Annotated in this window: 19 protein-coding genes, 2 tRNA genes and 2 rRNA genes; 7 read left to right on the top strand and 16 right to left on the bottom strand. The window is 45.6% G+C overall.

The features are described from left to right. The 4 genes from WAO38_RS03930 to WAO38_RS03915 form a co-directional block, all read right to left on the bottom strand. Positions 1 to 2600: ribosomal RNA gene (locus tag WAO38_RS03930) — 23S ribosomal RNA — on the bottom strand; the annotation flags it as partial. Positions 2601 to 2835: 235 nt separating this feature from the next. Continuing rightward, a tRNA-Ala gene (locus tag WAO38_RS03925) sits at positions 2836 to 2911 on the bottom strand. A 15-nt stretch (positions 2912 to 2926) separates the two neighbouring features. After that, positions 2927 to 3003, bottom strand: a tRNA-Ile gene (locus WAO38_RS03920). 119 nt (positions 3004 to 3122) lie between these two features. Beyond that, positions 3123 to 4632, bottom strand: a 16S ribosomal RNA gene (locus WAO38_RS03915). 459 nt (positions 4633 to 5091) lie between these two features. Here WAO38_RS03915 and recQ point away from each other — a divergent pair. After that, entirely contained in the window at positions 5092 to 6891 is a 1800-nt protein-coding gene (gene recQ, locus WAO38_RS03910; RefSeq protein WP_422234557.1) for a DNA helicase RecQ, read from the top strand. Position 6892: 1 nt separating this feature from the next. On the opposite strand, the gene WAO38_RS03905 is transcribed toward recQ, so the two are convergent. From WAO38_RS03905 to WAO38_RS03895, 3 genes are all read right to left on the bottom strand, one after another. After that, positions 6893 to 7624, bottom strand: a complete 732-nt coding sequence (locus tag WAO38_RS03905) for a hypothetical protein (protein ID WP_422234555.1) — start codon at positions 7622 to 7624, stop codon at positions 6893 to 6895. 110 nt (positions 7625 to 7734) lie between these two features. Further along, complete coding sequence (locus WAO38_RS03900; RefSeq protein ID WP_422234554.1) at positions 7735 to 8499, bottom strand: MBL fold metallo-hydrolase; 765 nt, start codon at positions 8497 to 8499, stop codon at positions 7735 to 7737. Further along, on the bottom strand, positions 8489 to 10006 hold the full coding sequence (locus WAO38_RS03895) for a response regulator (protein WP_422234552.1): 1518 nt from the start codon (positions 10004 to 10006) through the stop codon (positions 8489 to 8491). The genes WAO38_RS03900 and WAO38_RS03895 overlap by 11 nt, the downstream gene beginning before the upstream one ends. 146 nt (positions 10007 to 10152) lie before the next feature. Here WAO38_RS03895 and WAO38_RS03890 point away from each other — a divergent pair, with 146 nt between their 5' ends. From WAO38_RS03890 to WAO38_RS03870, 5 genes are all read left to right on the top strand, one after another. After that, the gene (locus WAO38_RS03890) at positions 10153 to 11082 is read left to right on the top strand and encodes a GGDEF domain-containing protein (RefSeq protein ID WP_422234550.1); all 930 of its coding nucleotides are present in this window, start codon (positions 10153 to 10155) and stop codon (positions 11080 to 11082) included. Positions 11083 to 11216: 134 nt separating this feature from the next. Then, a complete protein-coding gene (locus WAO38_RS03885; protein ID WP_422234548.1) occupies positions 11217 to 13229 on the top strand; it encodes a TonB-dependent receptor plug domain-containing protein in 2013 nt (670 codons plus the stop codon). Then, positions 13226 to 13756 carry a hypothetical protein gene (locus tag WAO38_RS03880; protein WP_422234546.1) on the top strand — a complete coding sequence of 177 codons (531 nt, stop codon included), beginning with the start codon at positions 13226 to 13228 and terminating at the stop codon, positions 13754 to 13756. The genes WAO38_RS03885 and WAO38_RS03880 overlap by 4 nt, the downstream gene beginning before the upstream one ends. Continuing rightward, entirely contained in the window at positions 13753 to 15669 is a 1917-nt protein-coding gene (locus tag WAO38_RS03875; protein WP_422234544.1) for an EAL domain-containing protein, read from the top strand. Before WAO38_RS03880 ends, WAO38_RS03875 begins: the two co-directional genes overlap by 4 nt. A 63-nt stretch (positions 15670 to 15732) precedes the next feature. Continuing rightward, entirely contained in the window at positions 15733 to 16899 is a 1167-nt protein-coding gene (locus WAO38_RS03870) for a pyridoxal phosphate-dependent aminotransferase (RefSeq protein ID WP_422234542.1), read from the top strand. A 39-nt stretch (positions 16900 to 16938) separates the two neighbouring features. On the opposite strand, the gene WAO38_RS03865 is transcribed toward WAO38_RS03870, so the two are convergent. The 9 genes from WAO38_RS03865 to WAO38_RS03825 all read right to left on the bottom strand — a co-directional run bounded on the left by WAO38_RS03865 (position 16939) and on the right by WAO38_RS03825 (position 24797). Next, the gene (locus WAO38_RS03865) at positions 16939 to 17160 is read right to left on the bottom strand and encodes a hypothetical protein (RefSeq protein WP_422234540.1); all 222 of its coding nucleotides are present in this window, start codon (positions 17158 to 17160) and stop codon (positions 16939 to 16941) included. 72 nt (positions 17161 to 17232) lie between these two features. Further along, positions 17233 to 17781: a hypothetical protein gene (locus tag WAO38_RS03860; RefSeq protein ID WP_422234538.1), complete on the bottom strand. Its 549-nt coding sequence runs from the start codon at positions 17779 to 17781 to the stop codon at positions 17233 to 17235. Positions 17782 to 17798: 17 nt separating this feature from the next. Continuing rightward, positions 17799 to 18746 (bottom strand): UDP-3-O-(3-hydroxymyristoyl)glucosamine N-acyltransferase, encoded by a 948-nt coding sequence (lpxD, locus tag WAO38_RS03855; RefSeq protein WP_422234536.1) that lies wholly within the window; start codon positions 18744 to 18746, stop codon positions 17799 to 17801. 6 nt (positions 18747 to 18752) lie between these two features. After that, entirely contained in the window at positions 18753 to 19229 is a 477-nt protein-coding gene (gene ilvN, locus WAO38_RS03850) for an acetolactate synthase small subunit (protein WP_422234534.1), read from the bottom strand. Further along, positions 19226 to 20920, bottom strand: a complete 1695-nt coding sequence (locus WAO38_RS03845) for an acetolactate synthase large subunit (protein WP_422234532.1) — start codon at positions 20918 to 20920, stop codon at positions 19226 to 19228. Before WAO38_RS03845 ends, ilvN begins: the two co-directional genes overlap by 4 nt. Positions 20921 to 21134: 214 nt before the next feature. Further along, positions 21135 to 21743 carry a class I SAM-dependent DNA methyltransferase gene (locus WAO38_RS03840; RefSeq protein WP_422234530.1) on the bottom strand — a complete coding sequence of 203 codons (609 nt, stop codon included), beginning with the start codon at positions 21741 to 21743 and terminating at the stop codon, positions 21135 to 21137. An 81-nt stretch (positions 21744 to 21824) separates the two neighbouring features. Further along, positions 21825 to 23171 (bottom strand): dihydrolipoyl dehydrogenase, encoded by a 1347-nt coding sequence (lpdA, locus tag WAO38_RS03835; RefSeq protein ID WP_422234528.1) that lies wholly within the window; start codon positions 23169 to 23171, stop codon positions 21825 to 21827. Then, entirely contained in the window at positions 23168 to 24025 is an 858-nt protein-coding gene (gene lipA / locus WAO38_RS03830; protein WP_422234526.1) for a lipoyl synthase, read from the bottom strand. The genes lpdA and lipA overlap by 4 nt, the downstream gene beginning before the upstream one ends. Next, positions 24003 to 24797 carry a lipoate--protein ligase family protein gene (locus tag WAO38_RS03825; protein ID WP_422234524.1) on the bottom strand — a complete coding sequence of 265 codons (795 nt, stop codon included), beginning with the start codon at positions 24795 to 24797 and terminating at the stop codon, positions 24003 to 24005. Before WAO38_RS03825 ends, lipA begins: the two co-directional genes overlap by 23 nt. Before the next feature lie 106 nt (positions 24798 to 24903). On the opposite strand from WAO38_RS03825, the gene acsA reads away from it, so the two are divergent. Next, the gene (acsA, locus tag WAO38_RS03820; RefSeq protein WP_422234522.1) at positions 24904 to 26652 is read left to right on the top strand and encodes an acetate--CoA ligase; all 1749 of its coding nucleotides are present in this window, start codon (positions 24904 to 24906) and stop codon (positions 26650 to 26652) included. Positions 26653 to 26658 lie beyond the last annotated feature (6 nt).

Below are 26658 nucleotides of genomic sequence, written 5' to 3'. Positions count from 1 at the left end.
GCTTTAAATGGCGAACAGCCATACCCTTGGGACCTGCTCCAGCCCCAGGATGCGATGAGCCGACATCGAGGTGCCAAACCTCCCCGTCGATGTGAGCTCTTGGGGGAGATCAGCCTGTTATCCCCGGCGTACCTTTTATCCTTTGAGCGATGGCCCTTCCACACAGAACCACCGGATCACTATGACCGTCTTTCGACTCTGCTCGACTTGTCTGTCTTACAGTCAGTCCGGCTTATGCCATTATACTCTACGAAGGATTTCCAACCCTTCTGAGCCGAACTTTGTAAGCCTCCGTTACTTTTTAGGAGGCGACCGCCCCAGTCAAACTACCCACCAGACAGTGTCCTCCATGCGGATAACGCATGCGAGTTAGCTATCAGAATACTCAAGGGTGGTATCTCAAGGATGCCTCCACTGCAACTAGCGTCACAGCATCAACAGCTCCCACCTATCCTGCACAAAAGTATCCCAATAGCAATGTCAAGCTATAGTAAAGGTGCACGGGGTCTTTCCGTCTTTCCGCGGGTAGGAGGAATTTTCACCTCCACTACAATTTCACTGGATCCCTGGTTGAGACAGCTCCCATCTCGTTACGCCATTCATGCAGGTCGGTATTTAACCGACAAGGAATTTCGCTACCTTAGGACCGTTATAGTTACGGCCGCCGTTTACTCGTGCTTCAATTCAATGCTTCGCTTGCGCTGACACATCCTTTTAACATTCGAGCACCGGGCAGGCGTCACACCCTATACATCCTCTTACGAGTTAGCAGAGTGCTGTGTTTTTGGTAAACAGTCGGGAGGGACACTTTGCTGCGACCCGGTTCTGCTCCAGAGGCAAGCTCCTTCACATACTTAGGGCACACCTTATACCGAAGATACGGTGCTAGTTTGCAGAGTTCCTTAACCAGGGTTCTTCCACGCGCCTTAGAATACTCATCTCACCCACCTGTGTCGGTTTACGGTACGGGCGACAATTGTTCTCGCTTAGAGGCTTTTCTTGGCACGACAGTATCATCGATTCTCCTCGCAGACCGAAGTCCTTGAAGAGCCTGTAAGATCTCGGAGTATTGCAACACGGATTTGCCTGTGTTACCTCCTACGTCCTTCGACCCACTATTCCATCAGTGAGCTCGATTAACTCTATGCGTCCCCCCATCACTCAAACGAACAATTGTCGGTGTTGGAATATTAACCAACTTGCCATCGTCTACCCCTTTCGGACTCGACTTAGGTCCCGACTAACCCTACGATGACGAGCATCGCGTAGGAAACCTTGGGTTTACGGCGAAGCAGATTCTCACTGCTTTTATCGCTACTCATGCCTGCATGCTCACTTCCAAACGCTCCAGCACTCCTCACCGGTATACCTTCAACGCTGTTTGGAACGCTCTCCTACCACTCGTATAAATACGAATCTAAAGCTTCGGTGCGTATCTTAGCCCCGTTATATTTTCAGCGCAGAATCGCTAGATCAGTGAGCTGTTACGCTTTCTTTAAAGGATGGCTGCTTCTAAGCCAACTTCCTGATTGTCTCAGCAACTCCACATCTTTTTCCACTCAGATACGACTTTGGGACCTTAGCTGTTAGTCTGGGTTGTTCCCCTCTTGACGATTGATTTTATCACCCACCGCCTGACTCCCGAGATTACGCATGAAGTATTCGGAGTTTGAAAGGGTTTGGTACCGCGGTAAGCAGCCCTAGCCCTGTCAGTGCTCTACCCCTTCATGTTACGACTCGAGGCTATACCTAAATATATTTCGGAGAGAACCAGCTATCACTAAGTTTGATTGGCCTTTCACCCCTATCCACAAGTCATCCGAGGGTTTTTCAACACCCACCGGTTCGGTCCTCCACTGGCTCTTACACCAGCTTCAACCTGCTCATGGATAGATCACTTAGTTTCGGGTCTGCAGCATCTGACTAATTCGCCCTATTAAGACTCGCTTTCGCTACGGCTTCCCGTTAGGTTAACCTTGCCAGACACCACAACTCGCAGGCTCATTATGCAAAAGGCAGTCCGTCACACTTCATAAAGAATAGTGCTCCGAATGATTGTAAGCCATAGGTTTCAGGTTCTATTTCACTCTGCTCACCGCAGTTCTTTTCACCTTTCCCTTACGGTACTAGTTCGCTATCGGTCTGGTAGTAGTATTTAGGATTGGAGGGTGGTCCCCCCGGCTTCAGTCAAGATAACACGTGTCCCGACCTACTCTGGATCCTGCTAGCTGTTTGTCAATTTCGATTACGGGACTATCACCCTCTGTGGTTCAACTTTCCAGCTGATTCATCTATCGACTCGCAATGCCGTATGCAGTCCGCAACCCCGGTTACAAGTAACCGGTTTGTCCTAATCCCATTTCGCTCGCCGCTACTTTGGGAATCTCGTTTGATTTATATTCCTTCAGGTACTGAGATGTTTCACTTCCCTGAGTTCGCCCCCCGTAGGGTACTGTACCTCGCGATACAGTGGGTTGCCCCATTCGGAAATCCCCGGATCAAAGCTCTTTGGCAGCTCCCCGAGGCTTATCGCAGCCTAATACGTCCTTCATCGCCTCTACCAGCCAAGGCATCCACCTATGGCCCTTAATATCTTTTTCTAATTTGCGCTCACCGCCTTATTAAGAATAAGACGGTGAAATGTGTTTGTAGTTACGTTGTATAGTTATTCACTATACAGTAAATAGTGTTTCTCCATAGATTACTCTATGGTTAACATATTTAGTTGACGACTTAACAATAATAATTCAAATAACATTAGACTTTAAAAGTCTAATTCAAATACTCTCATTTAAGTACTTGAATCAGACTTCTTTTTCTGATTTCACACGTTTCTGGTGGAGAATAGCGGGATCGAACCGCTGACCTCCTGCGTGCAAGGCAGGCGCTCTCCCAGCTGAGCTAATTCCCCAGATAAGTGATCGAATGGTGGGTTTGAATGGACTCGAACCATCGACCTCACCCTTATCAGGGGTGTGCTCTAACCAGCTGAGCTACAAACCCATATGTATTATGTCAAATAACATGGATCACTGAAAACTAAGTAGGTAAACGGTCAAGACAATACTCTGTGAGATTTTTAAGATGACGCAGTCAAATGAATGACTCGTCGTTACTCTTAGAAAGGAGGTGATCCAACCGCAGGTTCTCCTACGGTTACCTTGTTACGACTTCACCCCAGTCGCTAATTCCACCGTAAGCGGTAGCCAGTTTGGCATCCCGATTTCGGGTGAAATCAACTCCCATGGTGTGACGGGCGGTGAGTACAAGACCCGGGAACGTATTCACCGTAGCATAGCTGATCTACGATTACTAGTGATTCCAGCTTCATGTTCTCGAGTTGCAGAGAACAATCCGAACTGAGAGACGCTTTAAGAGATTGGCTCCACCTCGCGGTATTGCAGCTCTTTGTACGCCCCATTGTAGCACGTGTGTAGCCCTGGCCGTAAGGGCCATGATGACTTGACGTCGTCCTCACCTTCCTCCTTCTTGCGAAGGCAGTCTCGTTAGAGTGCTCAGCCGAACTGTTAGCAACTAACGACGAGGGTTGCGCTCGTTGCGGGACTTAACCCAACATCTCACGACACGAGCTGACGACAGCCGTGCAGCACCTGTCACCGAGTTCTAGCAAGCTAGCACCCCCTAATCTCTTAAGGGTTCTCGGGATGTCAAGGCCAGGTAAGGTTCTTCGTGTATCTTCGAATTAAACCACATGCTCCACCACTTGTGCGGGTCCCCGTCTATTCCTTTGAGTTTTAATCTTGCGACCGTACTCCCCAGGCGGAATGCTTAATCTGTTAAGTGCATCACCGAAGAGACGAGCTCCCCGACGACTAGCATTCATCGTTTAGGGCGTGGACTACCAGGGTATCTAATCCTGTTTGCTCCCCACGCTTTCGTGCCTCAGCGTCAGTATCATCCCAGCAGATCGCCTTCGCTTTTGATATTCCTAGTGATATCTACGGATTTTACCCCTACACCACTAATTCCATCTGCCCCTTCTGAACTCTAGGCTCCCAGTTTCAAATGCAGTTCAATGGTTGAGCCATTGGATTTCACATCTGACTTAGAAGCCAGCCTACGCACCCTTTACGCCCAGTGATTCCGAGTAACGCTTGCACCCTCCGTATTACCGCGGCTGCTGGCACGGAGTTAGCCGGTGCTTATTCAAGAGGTACCGTCATTATCTTCCCTCTTAAAAGGAGTTTACACACCGAAATGCGTCATCCTCCACGCGGCGTTGCTGCATCAGAGTTTCCTCCATTGTGCAATATTCCTCACTGCTGCCTCCCGTAGGAGTCTGGACCGTGTCTCAGTTCCAGTGTGTCTGATCATCCTCTCAAACCAGATACCCGTCATAGCCTTGGTGAGCCATTACCTCACCAACTAGCTGATAGGACATAGACTGATCTCTTAGCGAAAAAACTTTCCCGACTCGTCTTATAACGAGAAGGAGTATCTGGTATTAATCACCGTTTCCAGTGGCTATCCCAAACTAAGAGGTACATTATCTATGGTATACTCACCCGTGCGCCACTAATCAAGGAAGCAAGCTTCCTATCATCGTTCGACTTGCATGTGTTAGGCACGCCGCCAGCGTTCACTCTGAGCCAGGATCAAACTCTCCATAATTGGTTTGTCCAATCCTATGACCCAAGATGTTAAAATCATTGGCTTCATAAATTGTTATCTATTTTACTTTTTGGTGACTGTTTCCAGTCAAAGTAAATAGACGGTTGTTGTATTGTGTTGACATAAAGGTCAACGTCTTCGAGAAAGTCTCGAACCGTTTGACCTACTTAGTTTTCAATGATCTCAAACTCAAACTTAACCCTTCTTTTCGAAGCGTCTCATCGTTTGTGGACGGGAATTATAGGGGATTTAGACTTAGATGTCAAGAGTAATCCAAAAGAAATTACATGTAAATTAGAATGACTTCATATCGTTACATTATGTTTCCGCCTACGTTAAAAATCCCCTTCTATTATATATAGCATTTCGGCGATTTGACCGGTTTTAGTTTTATTAAGCTCTTGACATCACTCCCCTTTCTCTATAAACTCCGATTCAGTTATCCTCCAAAGGTTTTATGTGTCGGACATCACCACCCAAAAATATTCAATTCTCAAGCAGACCTTTGGATTTTCTGATTTTAGATCGATGCAAGAAGAAGCAGTCGATGCTATAGTAAGCGGACGGGATTTAGCCATGTTGCTTCCAACAGGAGGCGGCAAATCACTATGTTATCAGCTTCCGTCATTAATGATGGATGGAGTGACAGTTGTGGTTTCTCCTCTGATTGCTCTGATGCAAGACCAGATTATCGCGTTAAAGGAGTTGGAAATCGAAGCGGAGATGATCTCATCCGCCCAAACCTCCGAAGAATTACAGCAAATTTATACGAAGATCAAAAACGGTATATTAAAACTCCTCTATATTGCCCCGGAACGATTGGGAAGTGAGCACTTTACCTCTCTGCTCAGAACATTGAACATCAATTTTTTCGTTATTGACGAAGCGCACTGTATTAGCGAATGGGGACATGAGTTCCGTGATGACTATCGACGGCTTGGAGAACTGAGAGCAGCTTTCCCAAGCACACCTATTGCCGCCTTCACCGCAACTGCTACCCCGAAAGTACGTGAAGACATCCTTTCTCAATTGCGTTTGAACAATCCGCTGATACTGCGGGCTCCGGTTTTACGTAAAAATATCAAAATAACGCTTCATCAGCGTGATACGGCCTGGCGGTCTGAACTAATCACTATTTTGAAAAAGCACAAGGGCGAAAGCGGCATCGTTTATGCCTTCTCACGTAAAGAGACCGAAGAACTGGCAGAATTTCTAGTCAAAAATGGTTTTAAGTGTTTGCCGTATCATGCAGGAATGACTGCAGAACACCGGCATGACACCCACAAAGCTTTTTTAAATGATGAAACACAAATCATAGTCGCTACCGTCGCATTCGGAATGGGGATCGACAAAGGGGACATCCGTTTCGTTATCCATACCTCTCTTCCCAAAACAATCGAAAATTATTATCAGGAGATCGGACGGGCCGGACGTGACGGTGTCGATTCCGAAGCAGTCCTCTTTTATTCGGGAACGGATTTTTATAACAAAAAGCGGCTGATCGAAAGTAATGCAGATCTTGGCTACCAGGAGATGATCCTTCAAAAACTAAAATCGGCAATGGATTACGCCAATGGCGAAGAGTGCCGACATAAACTGATCGCTTCTTATTTCAATGACACGGTTGATCCCTGCAAAACACAATGCGATAACTGTCTCGACTCCGACACACTCAAAACCGACATTACGGTATTAGCTCAAAAACTCCTCTCCTGCGCCTACAAGACGGGCGAACGGTTCGGCGCACTCTACCTCTCAGAAGTGCTCTGCGGAGAAAATAAAGAAAAGATCCTCTCTAACGGCCACGAGAGACTAAGCGTTTACGGGATCGGAAAAGACATCAGTAAAACAACATGGAATACGATTACCAAAAGGCTCATAGAAATCAGTGCCCTTGAACCTGATGAGTATAAAGCCCTTAAAATAACCACGGTCGGTGCAGAAATTCTCAGGGGAAAAAAGTCTCTTAGCATTAAACAAGATCGCTTGGCACCGAAAAAAGCCGTTTCGAAAACAAAATCGTACGATACCCATCTGCCTCAATTTGTCGAAGAGTTTAAAATATTACGTGCCGCGATTGCCAAAGAGAATAAAATTCCGGCTTACATCGTGTTCGGAGATAAAACACTTTTTGAAATGGCGGAAAAATTGCCGACGAACAAAGAAGATATGCTTGGTGTCAGTGGTGTGGGAGAAGTGAAATTTGAACGCTACGGAGAACGTTTTTTAGAACTCTGCCGTTCCTTAAAACGGAAATAGCTTATACCATCATATAAAGATTGTTACTCGTATCACATGCCTCGCGAAAAAAATCTTTCAGTTCCCGGTCAAACGTCATGACATAGACATCGGCATTGCGCAGTCGGAGCTGTTTAAAGTTTTCCAGCAAAATCCCATCTGCAACATTCTTACCATGATCGCATTTGGTAAAATGAAACGATTTAAGCGTTTTCCCATAATCATACAAATTGGCTTCCCATTCGTCTTTGAAGAGATAAAGAGAGTCCGGGTTAGCAGCGATATAGATATGATCATCGGGAATCGTATATTTGTCGATCAGATCATTAAACATCGGTGCGATATTCGAAAAGTTTTCGATATCCCAAAAAAGATAGCTTTCATTTGCCGGAGATTTGCGTTCTTTGTTCACCAAACCGAGCCGCTTGGAAATATTAAAATGGGTATGCGCCATATCGTTGATCAGTTCAATACTGTTTTTGAGTTTAACCGCATCGTCCGTATTAAACCGCAATATTTTCCCCAACTCGATATAAAGTTCCAAATCTAGCAGTTCCTGCCATGCTCCCCCAGTTTGGTAGACTTTGAGCGCACGGAGTTTGCCCGGAGAAAATAGCATAGCAGCTCTCATAGGCTTTCGGGTTTCATAAGCCCGTGTCACAACGGTTAATACTCTGCGGGCAGCTTCTGTTTCGGGCATTTCGATCGAACCGTATAGTTTTTGATTGATGATAATTTTTTGTACGGTTGCCATTTCAAAATTCCTTTATATTGGCGCGCATTGTACCTCTCCTAGCTTAGAACCGGCTATAGAATCAGACCTTGTAAATTACTATTGCTTATACTATATTTCTACAGAAAATATTAATCACAGCCATAAAGTTTTTCACACTTCTCTAGGCCCCCTTCAACTTCTTCAAACCAGGATAAAAACTGCTGCGCAATCTCTCCTTTGAATAATGACCCGTGCTGCGGAGCGACGATATCGATTTCATGATAGCGTACACATTTGACCCATGCACGGCAAAAACGGTTGGATGCCATATACCGCCCATGGAAACTTTCTAAAAAAGGCCGATGTTCTTCGAAATCGTCCACCTGCTTGTTAAGGTTCTGAGGAGAAAGAACCGCAGCACCGATATCACCGGAAAAGAGTATTTTAGATCGGCTGTCATAGAGCGAAAAATTTCCCGGACTGTGGAGAAAATGAGCCGGAATGAATTGCAAAAAATCATGTTCGAAATTGATTCGCGCTCCGTGGTCTTCCAATGCAATAATGCGCCCCATATCCATCAAGCCGTAATGTCCCATAAAACGGGTCCATAACTGCGACATAATCAGTTTAGCCGAAGTGGCAACGCTCCACTCGGAAATTGCTCCGGCAACATCGGGGTCTTGGTGTGAGAAAAATATGTATTTGATCTTCTGCGGATCGATATGTGCCGATACGGCATCATAAAGTTCTGAAAAAATCCCTCCGCTCCCCGGATCGATCAATACGGCACTGTCGCGCTGAATGATTAAAAACTGGTTGACGGAAAGAGAGTATTCACTATGTTCTTCGTCTTCCAGACTGAACATAACGCATTTGTGGTTTCCATCATCATAAAGCAGCGTCTCATTTTTCATATTGTATTCCTTTAAATTCGCGTATAAGCACCATTTGACGTTTCGCAATGTAATCAATCAGATTTTTTTGTGTTGTCCCGTGCAGTTCAAACATACATACAACCTCATAACGATTTTTTTCGTGATGGATCCGAAATACCTCCGCTTCTGTGTTTATAATAACCGGGCGCTGTCCCAATTTGATTACAATATCGAGTACAACAGACTGTTTTACCGCTAACCCTGAGGGAAGAGTGGAAAATAAAAGACGTACGGCATTCATCGATATATCCATGATAGAAAGATCGGTTTCAAATTTACGCCCTTCATATAAAAAAGTGATCGTCAAACTCTCATCCGGCACTATCCGGATCGCACTCCTACGCGTCGGTGAGGTTTGGACCAAATGATATTGATTAAAATGGACACTTTGCACATCAAAATCAAGACGTTGAATGTTGCTGCAGAAAATTGCCATGGGAAATAGCTCGGAGGTTAGATAAAACACTTCCTCATGCTGAATTGCTTTGAGCTGCACGTAAGGGGTTTTCAGAGTAACCTCTTTTTCATCAATCTTCTCGATTAACCCGTCATTGGTAATACTGAGACCTTTATAGAGGTTGTGTACACGGATTTTAGCCCCGTTCCGCATTGCCATATCCAGCAAGCCTCGGACCATTTTTTCATCTTTTGCCAAGCGTTCTCTTTCAACGGAAGAGGCATCGTAGAGCTTGAGCAGACCCAGTTCCGATACATCGTTCAGCGAAAGGACACCGTATCCTTCTTTTTCCGGAATACTTTGGTATCGGAGAATAAAATGGTGATGCGTATCATCCTTGCCGGCGATTTTGACATTGAACAACTTTCCCGGGTTTTGGGTCAATTCATTAAACCAATGAAATCTATCATGATCGTACAAAAAACCGTTATGCTCCAGCAGCAGTTTTCCAAACTCGTCAAAACGGGTGCGGAGAGCCTCCATACTTTCGCTATTGAAAAACTCTAAACACGGCTGATTCGCCATCACAACCTTTTCTCCCTGCAGCAATAAAACAAGGCTGTTTTGATAATTAAAGATCGCATGGAGATTCGAGTTGAAAATTTTGTGATGGAGAATTTCTCTCAATGAAGCGCTGCACCGGGTGAGAGTTTCGGTAAGAATATCTATCCGCAACGGTTTGGTTAAAAAATCAAATATCCCTATCCGAATAGCTTTATGGAGAAATTCTTGATCATCATGGGCGGTAGTAATAATGACCTTAACTTCCGAGTCAATCTTTAATATCGCCTCCGCCATTGTCAATCCATCCATTTTCGGCATGGTAATATCGGTTATGACGATAGCTGGACGATGTTGTTCAAAAAGTTTTAGCCCCTCTTCTCCATTATACGCGCTGTATACAGACTCGAAAAGTTTTTTAAACAATGCGGTGGCCTGAGCATTTAATCCGGCATTATCTTCTACGTATAACAACGAATACGGCTGCAATGAAGTTCGTAGCTGTTTTAACGTATTGGACTCATCCATTCCATCGGATCCTTGGGTATCTTTAAAATTAGAGTATCAAAACCTCACTTAGAAATAACCAAAATTAATGCAACGCAGAGTGCACTTTTTATTTGAACATATAAATGATACAATCATCTTTACTAAAATCAGTCGGAAAGGCAAACATGAGTGATACGAAGATTTATGATAAAATATTTTCCATTCATGACCAAACAGTTTCTACCCTTCGTGCACTTCAAATCCCGCCCTATCCTTCTCATTACAAAAAATACTTTGATGAAATATTTATCGAGCAGGCCGATGAGACTCTGATTAAAGCCCAAAAAGAAGATGAAAATCTTACACAGATACATGATGATTTATCACGTTATCTTGATATAGCCCATCGATCAATCATTTCTTTTGTTGAAACCCATGCCGATATTTCCCATGTTGCCGAACTGCAGGAAAACTATATCAGCAAGGCGGCTCAGGAAGGAGTGGAGAGGTGTGTTCATTTTGTCGATGGATTGAGCGAATTGGGCAAGAATATGTCAGCTGAACTCAAAAAAGCTCAAACGCGGATTGAACAGCTCAGCAGTGAATTACAGCAAGCTTTATCTGAACTCACGATCGACCCTCTCACACAAATCACCAATCGCAAAGGGCTCATTGAAGATTTGGTTGCAGCTATTCATGCGGGACAAAGTAAAACCCTGCCGATGGTGATCATGATGATAGATGCCGACAATTTTAAGGCCCTTAATGATGTACACGGCCACCTGGCCGGAGATAAAGTCCTCTATTTTTTAGCCCAGACAATCAAATCCGTCATACGCGGCGGAGATAAAGTCTATCGTTTCGGCGGAGAAGAATTTACCGTCATACTGAACCGATGCGAAAAAGACCAGGCATTTGCCGTTGCCGATAAGATCCGCAGTAAAATTGAACACAGCAATTTAATCTACATGGGTAAAACCATCCATATGACCGTCAGTATCGGGGCTGTAACCCATCGAATCGGTGATAATTATGATGATTTTATGGGGCGTGCGGACAAAGCCTTATATCAGGCCAAACAAGAAGGAAAAAACAAAACAGTTTTATTTAATTAAAATCTTAATAATAACTCATAAATATAGACGAATATTACACGCAATCCCTTCTATTCGCCATTGTCGCACTCCTTTTTAGTATCCTTTAAACTTCCCTTAGTAACAATAGCGAACATAATGATTTAAGGGGATTTGTGAAAGTTTCTGTTTATGCCGCTTCCGTGATCGCCCTTGTTCTCAATGCCAATGAAAGTTCTCTTATCACATCGCTGAATGAAGATATGATGCAGACCACTGAACTGGCAACTCAAATGAATCATAATATCGATTATCAGCCCTTCATTCTCTCCATATTACACGGAGACGATATCTCAAAATTTGGCATCAAAACATTGGGGGAAGCTCTTATGCTTATTCCCGGCGTGGATATGGCTACCAATACGATGAATAATCGAACACCTATTTTTCGGGGTTCCAATCCAACCGCTTATGGCCAATCAACCCTCGTTATTGACGGAGTGGTTGTCAATGACGATCTTTTCAGCAATTACAACTCTTATCTCGATTTTCCGGTCGAGCTGATTGACCGGATCGAAGTGGTACGGGGTTCAGGGAGCTTCATCGAAGGGGTGAACGGATATGCAGGGACGATCAACGTCATTACCCGCGCACAGCATGATCCCCTTAGTTCCGACATCGGAACGGTCTTTGGCTGGGGCGGAAACAACGGTATGTCCGGAATGGGTGGATGGAGCCGATATCGCGGCGAAACGTGGAAACTCTCTCTTGATGCATTTACACAACGTCATGATCAAGAGACTCCCATTAGTGTTATCGATGCCGCAGGACGAACCGGATATGCCCAATTAGGGATGGAGCAGAAAGGCTTTGGGATAACCTATGAAAACAACGGATTCATTGTACGCGGTCGCTACAACGATTATCAAAGCGACAGTGCGTTCGGGAATCTGAATATCCTCCCGAACGAAGATGGAAAACTTCAACAGCCTTCATGGTATATTCAAGGCCAATATACTCTCCCCTTGATTTCAAAGATGAACCTTGTTCTCAAATCTTCCGTTATGGAAAATACCTGGCAAAGTGATTCTCTCCCCCTGCCTGCGAACTTTGTCTACAATAGCATCGTTTTACCGGATGGATACTATGCATCCTTGCTCATCAAAAGCCGCCGAATCGCCGGCGGGGCATCGGTTCATTACGACGGATTTGATTCCCACCGCCTCACTGCAGGAATGGAATCGACGTGGGATAAAGCTGTCGATATGCACTCTGTCACGACGAATAAATTCACGGGAACCGGAATGGTGGATTATTCCGATACACCGCTGGCATTTATCGATGCCAAAAGTGCCAAGCGTCAGACAACGAATCTCTATCTCACCGATATGATCACCCTCAATGAGATGACAGCCGTGGCATTGACCGTAGGCCAAATACAAACTTCCGATATAGAATCACATAGATATGGTCGAGCAGCCGTCGTTTATCAGCCGACCCGCAATGATATTTTCAAACTGATGGCGGCATCCGGTGAACGATTTCCCTCTTTTCAAGAGATGTATCTTGCTCCCAGCCCCTATGGAACCGGTAATTCTGATCTCACCCATGAACATGTTTATTCCATCGAAGCACAATATCTACGCAAACTGGATTCCAGTCTCACTGCGGGACTCAACTTTTTTTACAGTGAGAATTCCCAACAAATTGTTCGTGACCAGAGTGGAAAATTCCAAAACTACGGAAAAAGCACCATTGATGGAGCTGAAGCCGAATTGCACGGAAAATTCTCTTCGGAAGATACCGTCTCTCTCTCCTACAGTTATATCCATGGTAAAACAGAAGATAATCAGCACAATGTAGCTTCTATCCCCTACACCGCTTCACATCTGATCAAAGCCGCCTATGCCTACGATTTCACGAATGATTGGACCTTGGGGGGCGTCTGGCAATATGTCGGCTCCAAAAAGCGTTATTCTCCGGATACGCGCGACGATTTAGCCGCATACAATACCCTGGACATCGCCTTGGGATGGGGTATGAACACCCATAACGGATGGTATGCTCAAGGGGTTGTCAAGAATATCAATAACACGATAGTCCGTTACCCCTCGCCCGCTTCAACGTACAGAGATGATTATCCCGTGGCGGGACGCAGTTTCTGGCTTCGTACAGGATGGAAGTTTTGATCCGCTCTGTTCTTATCCTGTTACTGGGCTTTTTATTGGCTGAAGCCGAAGATCCGATTTTGCTGAATGCCCATATTCGAATGATTCCTAAGATCATGGCGCTTGATACGAAAATAACCTCCAAATTTACCCTTAATAAAGCAAATCTCGCCGTTATCTACGACAACAACCGAAAAGCAAATGCCCAAAAGATCGCTGATGACATGGTCCAATACTACAACGGAAAAGTAGCTGACATCCCCTTTGCTACCATCGTCCTTTCTGCGGATGAGTTAGCGAACAGACATGATATAGCCTTTATCTATTTAACCCAAATGTCTACTCCATCCATAAAAAAAGTGGCAAAATGGGGAAGCACTAATTCTATTGCCACATTTTCATATAATGTCGGTGATCTCGAACTCGGGGTTTTAGGCTCTATTACTATTGAGCGTTCAACGATTATTTATATCAATAAAAATGTATTGAAACTCGGTAACCTCCGTTTTAATGATACTTTATTCCAAATTGCAAAGCTGACTGAATGAACCGTTTTAAACATGCCCGCCTTTCGACCAAACTCTTTGCAATGATGATTATCATCTCTTTTGTTATTTTCACGACGATTACACTGATCACCTTTTCGATTGTCCGTGATTTGACCATGAATTCTCAAAATGAAAAGGCCGTTTTATTACTCGATGCCGTGGAACCTTCCGTATCATTGTCTCTCTTTTTAGGGATTAAAGATATGGGGGAAAAACTTTCTGCTATCACACGGCTTAATGAAGTCATTGCATTGCGTATTTTAGATGCTGATGGAAAAATTCTTCTGGATTACCGCAGTAACGGGATGAATTCCCCCTATGAATCGATCCAAGTAACAAAAAATCTGATGGAACCGTCTACGCTCAGACCGATCGGTTTGATGACACTCACCTATTCGGGTGAAGAATTCACCAAAACGATGGATCGTTTTTATACTCTATACAGCTGGATTGCGGTCAGTGTATTCATTACCCTTTTATTGATGCTGTTGTGGATCAACCATCTTTTATTACCCATCAAATTAATTGCCAAAAAAGTCCGAAACTTCAAACCGGGAGAAAAAATCACTTTTGATATCCCCTATACCCAACGCGAATTTTCTCAAATCATCCATGCCTTTGAGTCGATGCAAAATCGGGTCTATGAATATTCTCATGAGATCAAATCTATCAATAAAAACTTAGAGATCAAAGTTGCGGAACAAACCCATGAAGCGACACGCCACCTCTATTATGACAACCTCACTGCACTTCCGAATCGTCTTAAACTCCAAGAAGACCTGAATGTGAAACCTTCCAATACCGTCGCCATTTTAAATATTGATGATTTTAAAGAGATCAATGATTTTTTCGGTATCGATGCAGGAGATTGGCTTCTCACCCAAATTGCCCATTGGCTTACCGAAATGAAACTTTCCCCTTACCGTCTCGGCGGCGATGAGTTTGCGTTTCGTTTAAAGCCCGGAAGTTCAACGACAGAGTTTCGTCACGATATCGAAATACTCCTCTCTCTTTTAAGCGAAAAGCTCTTTATGATTGCCGATGAGACCGTTCATGTCCGTGCAACGGTCGGTATTGCGGTTGATAGCGACAAACCCCTCATACATGCAGACGTCGCTCTCAATAAAGCTCGCAAGCTCAAGCTTCCCTATTCGGTGTATGATCAATCAGAGGGGATCGAGCAACAGTACCAGGCCAATATTGCCATGTCAGCCCAAATCCGGCAAGCTTTGGTCGAACACCGCATTGTCTGCCAATATCAGCCGATTGTTTCGTGCATCAGCGGTAAAATTGAAAAATTCGAGACCTTGGTACGGATACGCAATGAAGACGGTTCTTTGATCGGCCCTTATGAATTTTTGCCGATTGCCCAAAAAACAAAGCTCTATCACCACATTACCCAAGAAGTTGTCTACCAATCATGCAACCTGTTTGCCTCACGTCATGAACAATTTTCCATTAACCTTTCCAGCAGTGATATCTTAGACAGCCGCACCGTCGCGACTATCGAGAATATACTTCGCCAAACGGGTACTGCGAATCGTGTTATCTTTGAAATATTGGAATCAGAAGGGATCGAAAATTTTGATGAAGTGGCCTCATTTATCGGACGTATGAAAGCATTGGGGGCTAAAATCGCCATTGATGACTTCGGTACAGGATATTCCAATTTTGAAAATATTCTAAAACTTAATGTCGATATCCTCAAAATCGACGGTTCTCTCATCAAATCGATCGATCAAAATCCCCGCCATCGAATCGTCGTTGAAGCCATCGTCGACTTTGCCCATCGTATCGGTATCGACACCGTAGCAGAGTATGTCACTTCAGAGGAAGTCCTCAAAAATATTACCGAATTGGGTGTGACCTATGCACAGGGTTTCCATACAGGAAAACCGCAGTTTTTAAATTAGCGACTCATGTAAAAATTAAAGCCAGCCATGATATAATTTCGAAATTTTTTAGAAGGGCTGCTTATGCTAACCGATCGCGTCAATACACTCTCCGAATCGATTACCATCGCTATTACCACTTTGGCTCAAGAGCTCAAAGCACAGGGAAAAAACATCCTCAGTTTTTCAGCCGGTGAACCCGATTTCGATACTCCTCAAGTCATTAAAGATGCCGCAATCGCAGCCATTAATTCAGGTTTTACCAAATACACAGCCGTTGACGGTATTCCTGAGCTCAAAGCAGCTATCGCACAAAAACTCAAACGTGACAATAATCTCGAGTACAAACCGAACCAAATCATTGCCAGCAATGGCGCCAAACACTCGCTTTATAACCTTTTTGCCGTAACGATTCAAAACGGTGATGAAGTGATTATTCCGGCCCCGTATTGGGTCACCTATCCGGAGTTGGTGCAATATTGCGGCGGAACTGTTGTCGAGATCATGACCGATGATGCAAGCGGTTTTAAAATCACCCCTGAGCAGCTCAAAGCAGCTATCACCCCTAAGACGAAGATGCTTATCCTCACGTCTCCGTCGAATCCTACCGGTGCCGTTTACTCACGAGAAGAGCTTACAGCTCTCGGAAAAGTCTTGGAAGGTACAGATATTATCGTTGCCAGCGATGAGATGTATGAAAAACTCGTTTATGAAGGCGAGTTTGCTTCTGCCGCGTCCGTCAGCGATGATATGTTTCAACGAACTATCACCATCAACGGACTGAGCAAATCGGTAGCGATGACGGGATGGCGTTTTGGTTATATGGCTGCAGCCAATACCGAAATCATCCAAGCAACCAAAAAGCTGCAAAGCCAAAGTACTTCCAATATCAACAGTATCACCCAAAAAGCGGCAATAGTCGGCCTTAACGGCGCTGCTGATGCCGATGTCGAGGCTATGCGTATCGCATTTAAAGCACGTCGTGACGAAGCGGTAAAACTGCTGAATGAGATTGATGGAATTTCAGTTCTCTGCCCGGCCGGTGCATTTTATCTTTTTGTCAATATCAAAGAGATCAGTAACGATTCGATGGATTTTTGTAAAGGACTCTTGGAAGAGCAAGGCATTGCCGTTGTTCCAGGTGTCGGATTCGGTTCTGAAGGGTACTTCCGATTCAGCTTTGCAACCGATATCGACAGTATTCGTGAAGGTATTAAGCGTATCGCAGCTTTTGCCGCTTCACGCCGCTAGAAAAATTTTCTCTGCCTCTACTGCGAGGCAGACACCTGCTTATTTAATCGATTTTAACGCTTCAACCACTGCATCAATATTTCCGATCGGAAGATGGACTTTCCATTCAGGATTTTTAGCATCACCGGATAATGAAATACCGATACTGGCGACACTGCTGCTTCCGGCTCCATAAGGTTCATCGACTTTACTGATAGATATAACCCCTTTTTTGGTACCATCCAAAGGAATCTCTTGAATAATTGTTACACCAGAACTCATAATCTCTCCTAATAACTGTAGTGAAAAGAGTTTAGCCGATTTTGGCTAAAGCAATCTTAAAAAATTGAGGATTTAATTTGAGCCTTGGCCATTCGGGGTATTTGAGTAGATAAAAGCGTACATTTTGCGGTAATAGCGTTCGTTTCGGGTTCGATCCGTCGCACTGAAATGGTGATAGCGTCCTAATGTTTCCCATGAATATCCAAAGCTCTTGACCAGCTTTGTCAGGATTGTATTGGCGTGTTCACGTGCGCTGCTGTCTTCAAAATATTCATGCAGCATTGGATTAGGATGGTATTTGTAGTTGATTTGGTAGGGTCCGAGATCGAGGTTCACTATCCCGCCGTCGATCAAAGCCTGAGCTTGTGCACTGCACTGCTCCGATGACCCGCAGCGTATCAAATGTCCGTTTACGGCAAAGCCTGCTGCAGCAGCACGTTGAGCTTCCTCTGCGGCATTAATACGAATGACGTTCGGATTACACATGCCGTTCTCTTGCAGACATTCGCAATGCTTGATGGCATCGAGAACAATGTCCGGCATACGAATATCACTGACACCTTCACCGTCTGCACGCAACAATGATGTCAGAACCATAAAACCGGCAATCGCTATTCGCATTCTTTGTCCTCTGTAGCTTAATGTTCTAATATTTTAGCCAATTTAGCCTGCATTTTCAGCCATAATTTATGTTCCATTAACGGAAAGCCGCTGTAGACACCCTTTTGCATGATACTTTTAGTAACACCTGAGCGTGCCGCCAATGTTGTAAAGGGTGCAATACTAAGATGCCCGGCAGTCGCACTTTGTCCTCCCATCACAACGTTACGCCCCAATGTCGTCGATCCGGCAAGTCCCGATTGAGAGACCAGGATCGAATGTTCGCCTACTACACAGTTATGTCCGATTTGAACCAGATTATCGATTTTAGACCCCTGTTTGATGACCGTAGAACCAAAGACGGCACAGTCAACTGTCGTATTAGCACCGATCTCGACATCATCTTCAATGATTACATTGCCGTTTTGATAGAGTTTGATATGTTCACCCATCTTCGTGTGAGCATACCCGAATCCATCACTCCCGATAACGGTACCGGAATGAATCATTACACGGTTGCCGATCTTCGAATCACGGTAAACACTGACATTGGGATAGAGGATTACATCATCGCCGATAACCGATTCCGCACCCACATAGACACCGCTCATAATCGTACAATTAGAACCGATTTTGACCCCGTTTTCAATATGAGCCGTCGGATAAACAACACTGCCTTCACCGATAACGGGCTCTACATCACTGCTTTGAAGCGGCTTGGCAAAATATTTTGACAAGAGTGCAACACTCATGTATGGCTCATCGGATTCCAATGCAATAACCCCATCAGGCAAAAGATGGGCTTTGGATGCAGGAAGAATAACCGCTGAGGCACGCGTAGCCCCAAGATCTTTTTCGTATTTAGAATCGGAAAGAAACGATATTTCTCCTGCTCCTGCATTTTGAAGCGTATTCATTCCAAAGATTTCAATGCCGCTGACGATTTCTTTGAATCCCAGGAGTTCCGCAATTTTCTGTAAAGTCATAGCGTCTTATCTCTCTAGAGCGACAGAACCGCTTCGGACGATCTCTTTGGGGTGGAAACGCTTGATCGCTTCGAGAAAATGGTTGACTCGTGATGGCTCATCCGCAATCATTGCGATCATCGTGTCACTTCCGACATTAACGATTCGCCCATTGTACGCATGGGTCAATGCCTCGATGTCCCCCAAGGATTCGTTCATCGGAATTTTGACCAATGCCATTTCGGTCTCGACCAAATCGGCATGTTCATAAACTTTCAAAACCGGAATCAGTTTGTGCAACTGCTTGGTGATCTGTTCGACGACACGAACCGAACCTGCTGTAACGATAGTAATACGAGAATACTTCGATTCAGGGATCGGAGCTACCGTCAATGACTCAATATTGTATCCGCGACCTGAAAACAATCCTGCAATACGTGAGAGTACGCTTGCTTCATTCATAACAATTACGGAAATAACGCGACGTTCTGTCTGTTCCATCATTTCTCCTTGTACTCTAACATCATATTAAAGAGCGATCCGCCCGCCGGAACCATCGGAAGTACATTCTCAAAACGGTTAACCGAAACATCGATAATCGCAACGACATCTTTTTCAACGGCATCTTTCAATGCCGCATCAAACTCTTCTTTCGTGGTAACACGGTAACCGACACCGCCGAAAGCATCTGCAAGCTTGACAAAATCAGGCTGCATTGAGAGATCGGTTGACGAGTGGCGTTTATCATAAAAGAGGGTCTGCCATTGGCGAACCATCCCCAAAAAGTTATTATTCAAAATGACATTAATAACGGGAAGCTTATACTCCACTGCCGTCATCAATTCTTGGATGTTCATCAAAATCGAACCGTCACCCGTAATGTTGATACTGACACGTTCCATATCGGCACGCTTAACCCCGAGGGCTGCGGGAAATCCGAATCCCATTGTTCCAAGACCGCCGGAACTGACCCATTGGCGCGGGCGGGTAAACGGATAAAATTGTGCCGTCCACATTTGGTGCTGTCCGACATCTGTTGAGATATTGGCACCATCTCCCAAAAGCTGTCCGATACGCTCAACGACCCATTGAGGTTTAAGGCGATCCCCCTCTTCTGTATATGAAAGCGGATGGAGCTTGTTAAAATTGGCAATCGTGTTGTGCCATGGCGTATAGCGCGCCGGATCGATCTGTTCTTTCGCCATCGGCATCATTTGTTCCAAAACATTTTTAACATCACCGACGATCGGAAAATGGGCATTAACGAGTTTTGAAATACTGGCCGGATCGATATCGACATGGATGATCTGAGCATTTTTGGCAAACTCTGAAAGTTTCCCGGTAACCCGGTCATCAAACCGGGCACCCAGACCGATAACGAGATCGGTTTCAGACATCGCCATATTGGCCGCATACGACCCATGCATTCCCAACATGGAGATCAGCAACGGATCATCGTAACGAAGTGTCCCGCGCGCCATAAACGTCTCAACGGCAGGAATCTGAGTCATTTTTGAAAACTCACGTACCAATTCTGCGGCATTCGAGTTGATAATCCCTCCGCCCAGGTACAACAGAGGCCGTTTTGCAGCAGCGATCGCCTCGATCGCTTTTTTGATCTGTCGCGTATTTCCCTTGACATTAGGTTTATACGTCTCTAAATCCACTTCTTTGGAATAGTCGAATTTAGCGATTTGTGCGGTTACGTCTTTTGGGATGTCGACATGGACAGGACCCGGACGTCCCGTACGTGCAATATAAAATGCCTCTTTGAGAATGCGCGGCAAATCGGCTGCATCGGTTACCAAATAGTTGTGTTTCGTACAAGGACGGCTAATACCGACCGCATCGATCTCTTGAAACGCATCGGTTCCGATCAAAGACATAGGGACTTGCCCGCTGATGACAACGAGGGGAATCGAATCCATATAGGCATCGGCTAATCCCGTCACACCGTTTGTAAAACCGGGACCTGAGGTAATCATGGCTACCCCTACTTTACCGGTAGCTTTTGCATACCCTTCTGCCGCGTGTACCGCCGCTTGTTCATGACGAGTCAAAATATGTTGAAACGAGTGTTGTTTGTAAATCTCATCATAGACGTTCATGATCGCCCCACCGGGGTAGCCGAATACGACTTCGACTTCCTCGGCGATGAGTGCTTCGATAACCATCTGTGCACCGCTGATTTGCATGTCGTCTCCTTATTTATATTAAATTTAAACGCCAAAGGAACAAAATTCCTTTGTCTACGTTTGCCGCTTGGGCTTCTAAAGCTAGCCTCTGTAGAGGCAGATTAAAATTTTGATGCGAATATAGCCGAAAAAAATTAGGCAATTATAAAAGAAAATAGCTATAAATTACGTTAAAAGAACCCAAAGAAGCCGTGAAAATAGAATTTATCTAAAGCTATAAGGATCTTTTGGTAGCAGTTACCACGAAGACAGGGTAATTCTTGACCTCTTTTTCTATTGTGTACGCATGATGAAAACGGACATGTTCAAAGCCGGCTTTCTCAATGATTTCGCGCAGCGCGGTCCGCTCAAATCCGAAATGGTGAACCCCCTCGTTTCCGTGAGAATGAAAACTCCCGTCCTCCGCTTCAAGATCGGCAATCGCGATGAATCCGTCTCGTTTGAGATGTGCATGAAACGTCTCGAACAAGGCTGTCGTGTTCTCGACATGGTGCATGGCCATTGAGCTGACGATACCGTGGAATTTCTCTTCCAAAGGGCTGCTCATAATGTCTCGGCACAACGGCTGAACCTGAACTTTGGAACTGTTTTTTGTCTCTATCTGCTCCAACATCTTCTCGGAGAGATCCACTCCGACAACCTGTTTGACCATCGGAGCGATTTTAAAACTGAGCAGACCCGTACCGGCGCCAAAATCCATAATACTCATCGTATTGAGCAGTGTTATCCGGCTGGTGATCGTTTGGAATACGCTGTGAGCAATATTTTGGCGTGTATCCCCTTTATCCCACTCTTCTGCAACCCGGTTAAAACGCTCCGTCATCGGTTATTCCTCATCTCTATTTTTTTGCTCACTAAACTATTTTTTATATTGGATGTTATTATAGAGTAATTCTCTAACATCCTACAAAAATTTTACAATTTCCGAAATACTCGGATGAGCATGAATCATAGAAGAAAGTTCTTTAGCCGTAAGCTTTTTCTCAACCGCCACGACCAGTTCATGAATGATCTCCGTCGCCTCGGCACCGATAATCGTTGCCCCCAGTATCACACCGCTCTGCGCGCAGACTACCATTTTGGCAAATCCCGAATCGTCTCCAAGGATTTTTGCCTTGGAATTGGCTTTAAAAAAGGCTTTTTTGACCTCAATTTCACGGCTTTGCTCTTTCGCTTCCTTCTCTCTCATCCCGCAGCTGGCAATTTGAGGGTCGGAAAAAATCGTCGATGGCGTGACATGGAAATTGATCTCTGCATCGCCGCTGATAATGTTATGGGCTGCAATACGTGCTTCGGCATACGCCGTATGGGCATATGCAAGCGTATCGATACAGTCGCCGACCGCATAAATATCCTTTTGGGATGTTTGGAACGCTTCGTTAACTTCGACAAATCCTTTTTGGGTTAGCTTCACTCCGGCATTCTCAAGAAAAAGTCCATCCGTGTATGGGACACGCCCCGCTGCGCAAAGGACCAGTTCGCACCGGATTTGCTCTTCGCTCACCCCCCGAAGGAAGAGTTCCACATCCGTTTTTGTTACGTGAGCCTTTTCGACGACAGCGGAGGTGATGACATTGATATTGCGCTTTTTAAATGCCCGAAGCAATGCTTTGGATACATCCTCATCCTCGCTTGAGAGAAGCTGTGTACCGCGTATAATCAGTGTAACCTTAACGCCGAACGCACTGAAAAAGGTCGCAAACTCGCATCCGATCGCCCCGCCGCCTACAATCGCTATCGATTCAGGAAGATACGAAAGTTCAAATACCTCGCGGCTAGAGAGTATTCGTCTGCCATCAACTGCCAAAGCTGGAATGTCCCGTGTCTTTGCCCCCGTAGCGATGATACACTTTTGAAATCCGATCCTCTCGCCTGAGACCTCGATCGTGTGGCTATCAACAAACGATGCAGAGCCGTACAGTGTTTCGACCCCGGCTTGTTCCAGCAGCCATACGACACCTGAACGAAGCTCATTTTTTAAACGTGCGGTTTGATCACGAAGACGCTCCATATCCAGACCGTTGACTTCCATCAAGACACCGCAGTCTCGAAAATGAGATGCTTTTACCGCATAGTCGGCACTCTGCAGATAATTTTTGGCCGAAATACACCCCTCATTCAGACATATTCCTCCGATCCGCTCTTTAGAGCGTTCGATCAAAAGGCATTTCATCCCCCCTTTTGCCAATTCCAATGCCGCTTCATATCCTCCGGGACCTGCCCCGATCACCACTGCTTCGACTTGTTTCATCGTCTCTCCAAATATTCATGTGCCATATAACTGCTGCGGGTATAGGGTGAGCTTTTAATGTAATTAAACCCCATATTCATTCCCAGGTTTCGGAGAAATTCAAACCGCTTTGGGTCTACGTACTCCACTACCGCCGCATGATGAGCAGAAGGGGCTAAATACTGCCCGATACTGAGATAGCGGCAGCCGACAGCTAATAATTCTTCCATCAACGAGCGAACCTCATCGTCATTTTCCCCTAATCCCAGCATGATCCCGCTTTTAGTTGCGAGAGAGGGATTCAACGATGCAAGTTTTTCCAGCACCCGCAAAGAACGCTGATACTCCGATCCCCGACGAACGTGATACAGACGCGGTACCGTCTCCAGATTATGCCCGATTATCTCGGCTCCGCTCACGGAGATCTGGCCCAATGCCGATTCATTCTCTTCCATATCGGGGATCAGGAGTTCTACGATGATCGTATTATCCAGCCTTTTGATGGCGTGTACCGTTTGACAAAAATGATCGGCTCCGCCATCTGGAAGATCATCACGTGTGGAACTGGTAATGACGACATGCTTCAGCCCCAGGCGCTTCACCGCCTGTGCCACATTCTCCGGTTCCATCGGATCGGGTGGCAAAGGCTTTCCCCGGCTGACGGCACAAAAAGTGCATGCTCGGGTACAGAGGGTTCCCAATATCATAAACGTTGCTACCTTTTGGGCAAAACACTCGCTGATATTCGGGCACATCGCCTCTTCGCAAATGGTATGAAGTCTCCCTGCTTCCAAAACACTCTCCACACTCCGGTGAAGACTCGGCGTGATCTTTTTCCGAAGCCACTGAGGCTTAGGGGTAAATGCTCTCACCATGGATATTCCACCTTTCATTGGTATATTTGGATGCTAAAAGTTCCTCAGCACATCGTACTTCAGATTCATTCAGCGTATCCGGAAGGGTATTCACACCAAACGTTTTGCAAAATGCTTCCTTCAAATGCTGGGAAAGCTGGTCACGTGTCATCAAAATCCCCAGATTTTCCAGAGACTCCGCACGCTCCAGTCCCGAATTCCCATAGAAACAAGATTGAAAGAGCGATGGTTCCAAACGCATCGGTATGGAACCGTGTTGAAACACAGCCTCCCGCGTATAACGCTGCGCATTACCCCCTATTTTTTTCCCGCCGATCAGGATATCGTATGATTCGTTGCCGGCCAGACAAATATCGGAATGGGAGAGTTCATACTCTGTATCGCACGCATACTCAGCCGTATATCCGATTCCATGATACAAACGGATCAAAAATCCGCACACCGTGCGATAACTCTCTTTGACCCCTTTTTGTCGTACTGATTTGCGCGGCATGATCAGGCTATAGGAGAGATCGCCTCCGTGTACCAGGATTCCTCCTCCGCTCATTCTTCGAACACAGGAAATGTTCTTCTTTTTGAGTTTTTCCATATCTATACTGTTCTCAAGCTTGGAAAAACGTCCCGCACTTAACGCGGGTTCCCATCCATAGAGCCGCAAAATCGGCAAATCCCCCTCTCTAAAACTGTTTAGAAGAGCTTCGTCTACGGCCATATTCCACGCAGCTGAGTTTATTCCCGATTCTATGGTTCGCCAGCTGTCCGTTTTTTTCATTGGTACCTCTGTAACAATTGTTTCATAAGGAAACTAAAATAAACTTTATCTTATGATAGACTGTTATTCGATCGTATCTTGAATTATAGTTTTCGGAGGATACAGGATGAAAGAGCAGATTGACAAAAGCACTCAGATATTTACCGTTACACCGAATTTGATCAACTATGATGAGGAATATGCATCTTTCAACTGGGGAGATATTTCTTCTCAGTTTGACGGATTGCCCTCAGGCGGACTGAACATTGCCCATGAAGCAATCGACCGCCATGCCGAGGGCCCTCTTGCTGATAAAACCGCGTTGATATGGTTGGGAGAGAACGGTGCTCGGCGTACCTATACTTTTCTCGAGATGAAAAAACTGAGTGGCAAATTTGCCAATGTTCTTAGATCCCTCGGAATCACCAAAAGTGACCGGGTCTTTACCCTCTCAACCCGTTTACCCGAACTCTACATCGCCGCTATGGGAATTCTTAAAAATCAAAGCGTCCTCTGCCCTCTTTTTTCCCAATTCGGTCCTGACCCCATTTTGCAGCGGCTTCAGCGCGGTGATGCCAAAGTACTTCTGACAACCCAGACTCTTTTTGATAAAAAAGTCCGCCCTCTTCTCGATCAGTTACCTCAGCTTCGCTATGTTCTGCTGATCGATGCCGAAAAAGACGAGAATGATCAGATACGTTGTCTCTCTAACGCCATGGACAATGCTTCCGAACGTTTTGACATTTTGCCCACCGATCCAGAAGATATGTCGATTCTCCACTTCACAAGCGGAACGACGGGGATGCCAAAAGGGGTCGTACATGTCCACAAAGCGATTTATACCCACTGGATGAGCGGTCATTACGTACTGGATCTTCATCCGGATGACATCTACTGGTGCACCGCCGATCCGGGCTGGGTCACGGGGACATCGTACGGAATCATCACACCGTGGCTGCTCGGCGTCACCAATATCGTTGATGAATCGGAATTTGATGCAGCACGATGGTACCGGATATTGCAGGATGAACGCGTCAGTGTCTGGTACACGGCGCCGACGGCCATACGGCGTCTGATGCGGATCGATACCGACCCGCTCAAAGAGTATGACCTTTCCAAGCTCCGGCTGATCCAGAGTGTCGGTGAACCCCTCAATCCCGAAGCGGTTGTCTGGGGGGCGGATAAACTGGGAATGCCGATCCATGACAACTGGTGGCAGACGGAGACGGGAGGAATTATGATCGCCAATCTTCTCTCACAGCCGATCCGTCCGGGATCGATGGGGCGTCCTTTGCCGGGAATTGAAGCAGGGATCGTCCATCATAACGATGACGGCACGGTTAGTGAAGTCGCTGAACCCGGAAAAGAGGGAGAACTCGCTATCAAACCCGGATGGCCCTCCATGTTTCGCGGATATCTGCATGACGAAGAGCGCTATGCCAAATCGTTTGCCGGAGGGTGGTACCTCTCGGGTGATCTGGCCTACAAAGATGAAGATGGCTATTACTGGTTCGTGGGACGTTCTGATGACATCATCAAAACTTCCGGGCATATGGTAGGTCCTTTCGAAGTCGAAAGTACGTTGATGGAGCATCCCTCCGTGGCGGAAGCGGGGGTCATCGGGAAGCCTGACCCCATGATCGGGCAGCTTGTCAAGGCATTCGTCTCACTTAAAGCCGGATACGAGCCGAGCGAAGAGCTCCGCCGTGAGCTGATAGGATTCGGACGTAAAAAACTGGGGGTTGCCGTGGCTCCGAAAGAGATTGACTTTCTCGAAAATCTTCCCAAAACACGAAGCGGAAAGATTATGCGTCGTCTCCTGAAAGCACGGGAAATGGGATTGCCGGAGGGCGATACCTCTACTTTGGAAGATTAAAAGGGA

Origin of the sequence: Sulfuricurvum sp. (genome assembly GCF_049277495.1) — a bacterium.
GTDB lineage: Bacteria > Campylobacterota > Campylobacteria > Campylobacterales > Sulfurimonadaceae > Sulfuricurvum.
This window is presented reverse-complemented; position numbering and strand designations above follow the sequence as displayed.

Excerpts from the sequence above, each read along its gene's own strand:
- WAO38_RS03860 (WP_422234538.1), bottom strand. The coding sequence starts at position 17,781 with ATGCGAATAGCGATTGCCGGTTTTATGGTTCTGACATCATTGTTGCGT.
- ilvN (WP_422234534.1), bottom strand. The coding sequence starts at position 19,229 with ATGATGGAACAGACAGAACGTCGCGTTATTTCCGTAATTGTTATGAAT.
- WAO38_RS03900 (WP_422234554.1), bottom strand. The coding sequence starts at position 8,499 with ATGAAAAATGAGACGCTGCTTTATGATGATGGAAACCACAAATGCGTT.
- WAO38_RS03825 (WP_422234524.1), bottom strand. The coding sequence starts at position 24,797 with ATGAAAAAAACGGACAGCTGGCGAACCATAGAATCGGGAATAAACTCA.
- acsA (WP_422234522.1), top strand. The coding sequence starts at position 24,904 with ATGAAAGAGCAGATTGACAAAAGCACTCAGATATTTACCGTTACACCG.
- WAO38_RS03865 (WP_422234540.1), bottom strand. The coding sequence starts at position 17,160 with ATGAGTTCTGGTGTAACAATTATTCAAGAGATTCCTTTGGATGGTACC.
- WAO38_RS03875 (WP_422234544.1), top strand. The coding sequence starts at position 13,753 with ATGAACCGTTTTAAACATGCCCGCCTTTCGACCAAACTCTTTGCAATG.
- WAO38_RS03870 (WP_422234542.1), top strand. The coding sequence starts at position 15,733 with ATGCTAACCGATCGCGTCAATACACTCTCCGAATCGATTACCATCGCT.
- WAO38_RS03905 (WP_422234555.1), bottom strand. The coding sequence starts at position 7,624 with ATGGCAACCGTACAAAAAATTATCATCAATCAAAAACTATACGGTTCG.
- lpxD (WP_422234536.1), bottom strand. The coding sequence starts at position 18,746 with ATGACTTTACAGAAAATTGCGGAACTCCTGGGATTCAAAGAAATCGTC.
- WAO38_RS03840 (WP_422234530.1), bottom strand. The coding sequence starts at position 21,743 with ATGACGGAGCGTTTTAACCGGGTTGCAGAAGAGTGGGATAAAGGGGAT.
- WAO38_RS03895 (WP_422234552.1), bottom strand. The coding sequence starts at position 10,006 with ATGGATGAGTCCAATACGTTAAAACAGCTACGAACTTCATTGCAGCCG.
- lpdA (WP_422234528.1), bottom strand. The coding sequence starts at position 23,171 with ATGAAACAAGTCGAAGCAGTGGTGATCGGGGCAGGTCCCGGAGGATAT.
- WAO38_RS03845 (WP_422234532.1), bottom strand. The coding sequence starts at position 20,920 with ATGCAAATCAGCGGTGCACAGATGGTTATCGAAGCACTCATCGCCGAG.
- WAO38_RS03890 (WP_422234550.1), top strand. The coding sequence starts at position 10,153 with ATGAGTGATACGAAGATTTATGATAAAATATTTTCCATTCATGACCAA.
- lipA (WP_422234526.1), bottom strand. The coding sequence starts at position 24,025 with ATGGTGAGAGCATTTACCCCTAAGCCTCAGTGGCTTCGGAAAAAGATC.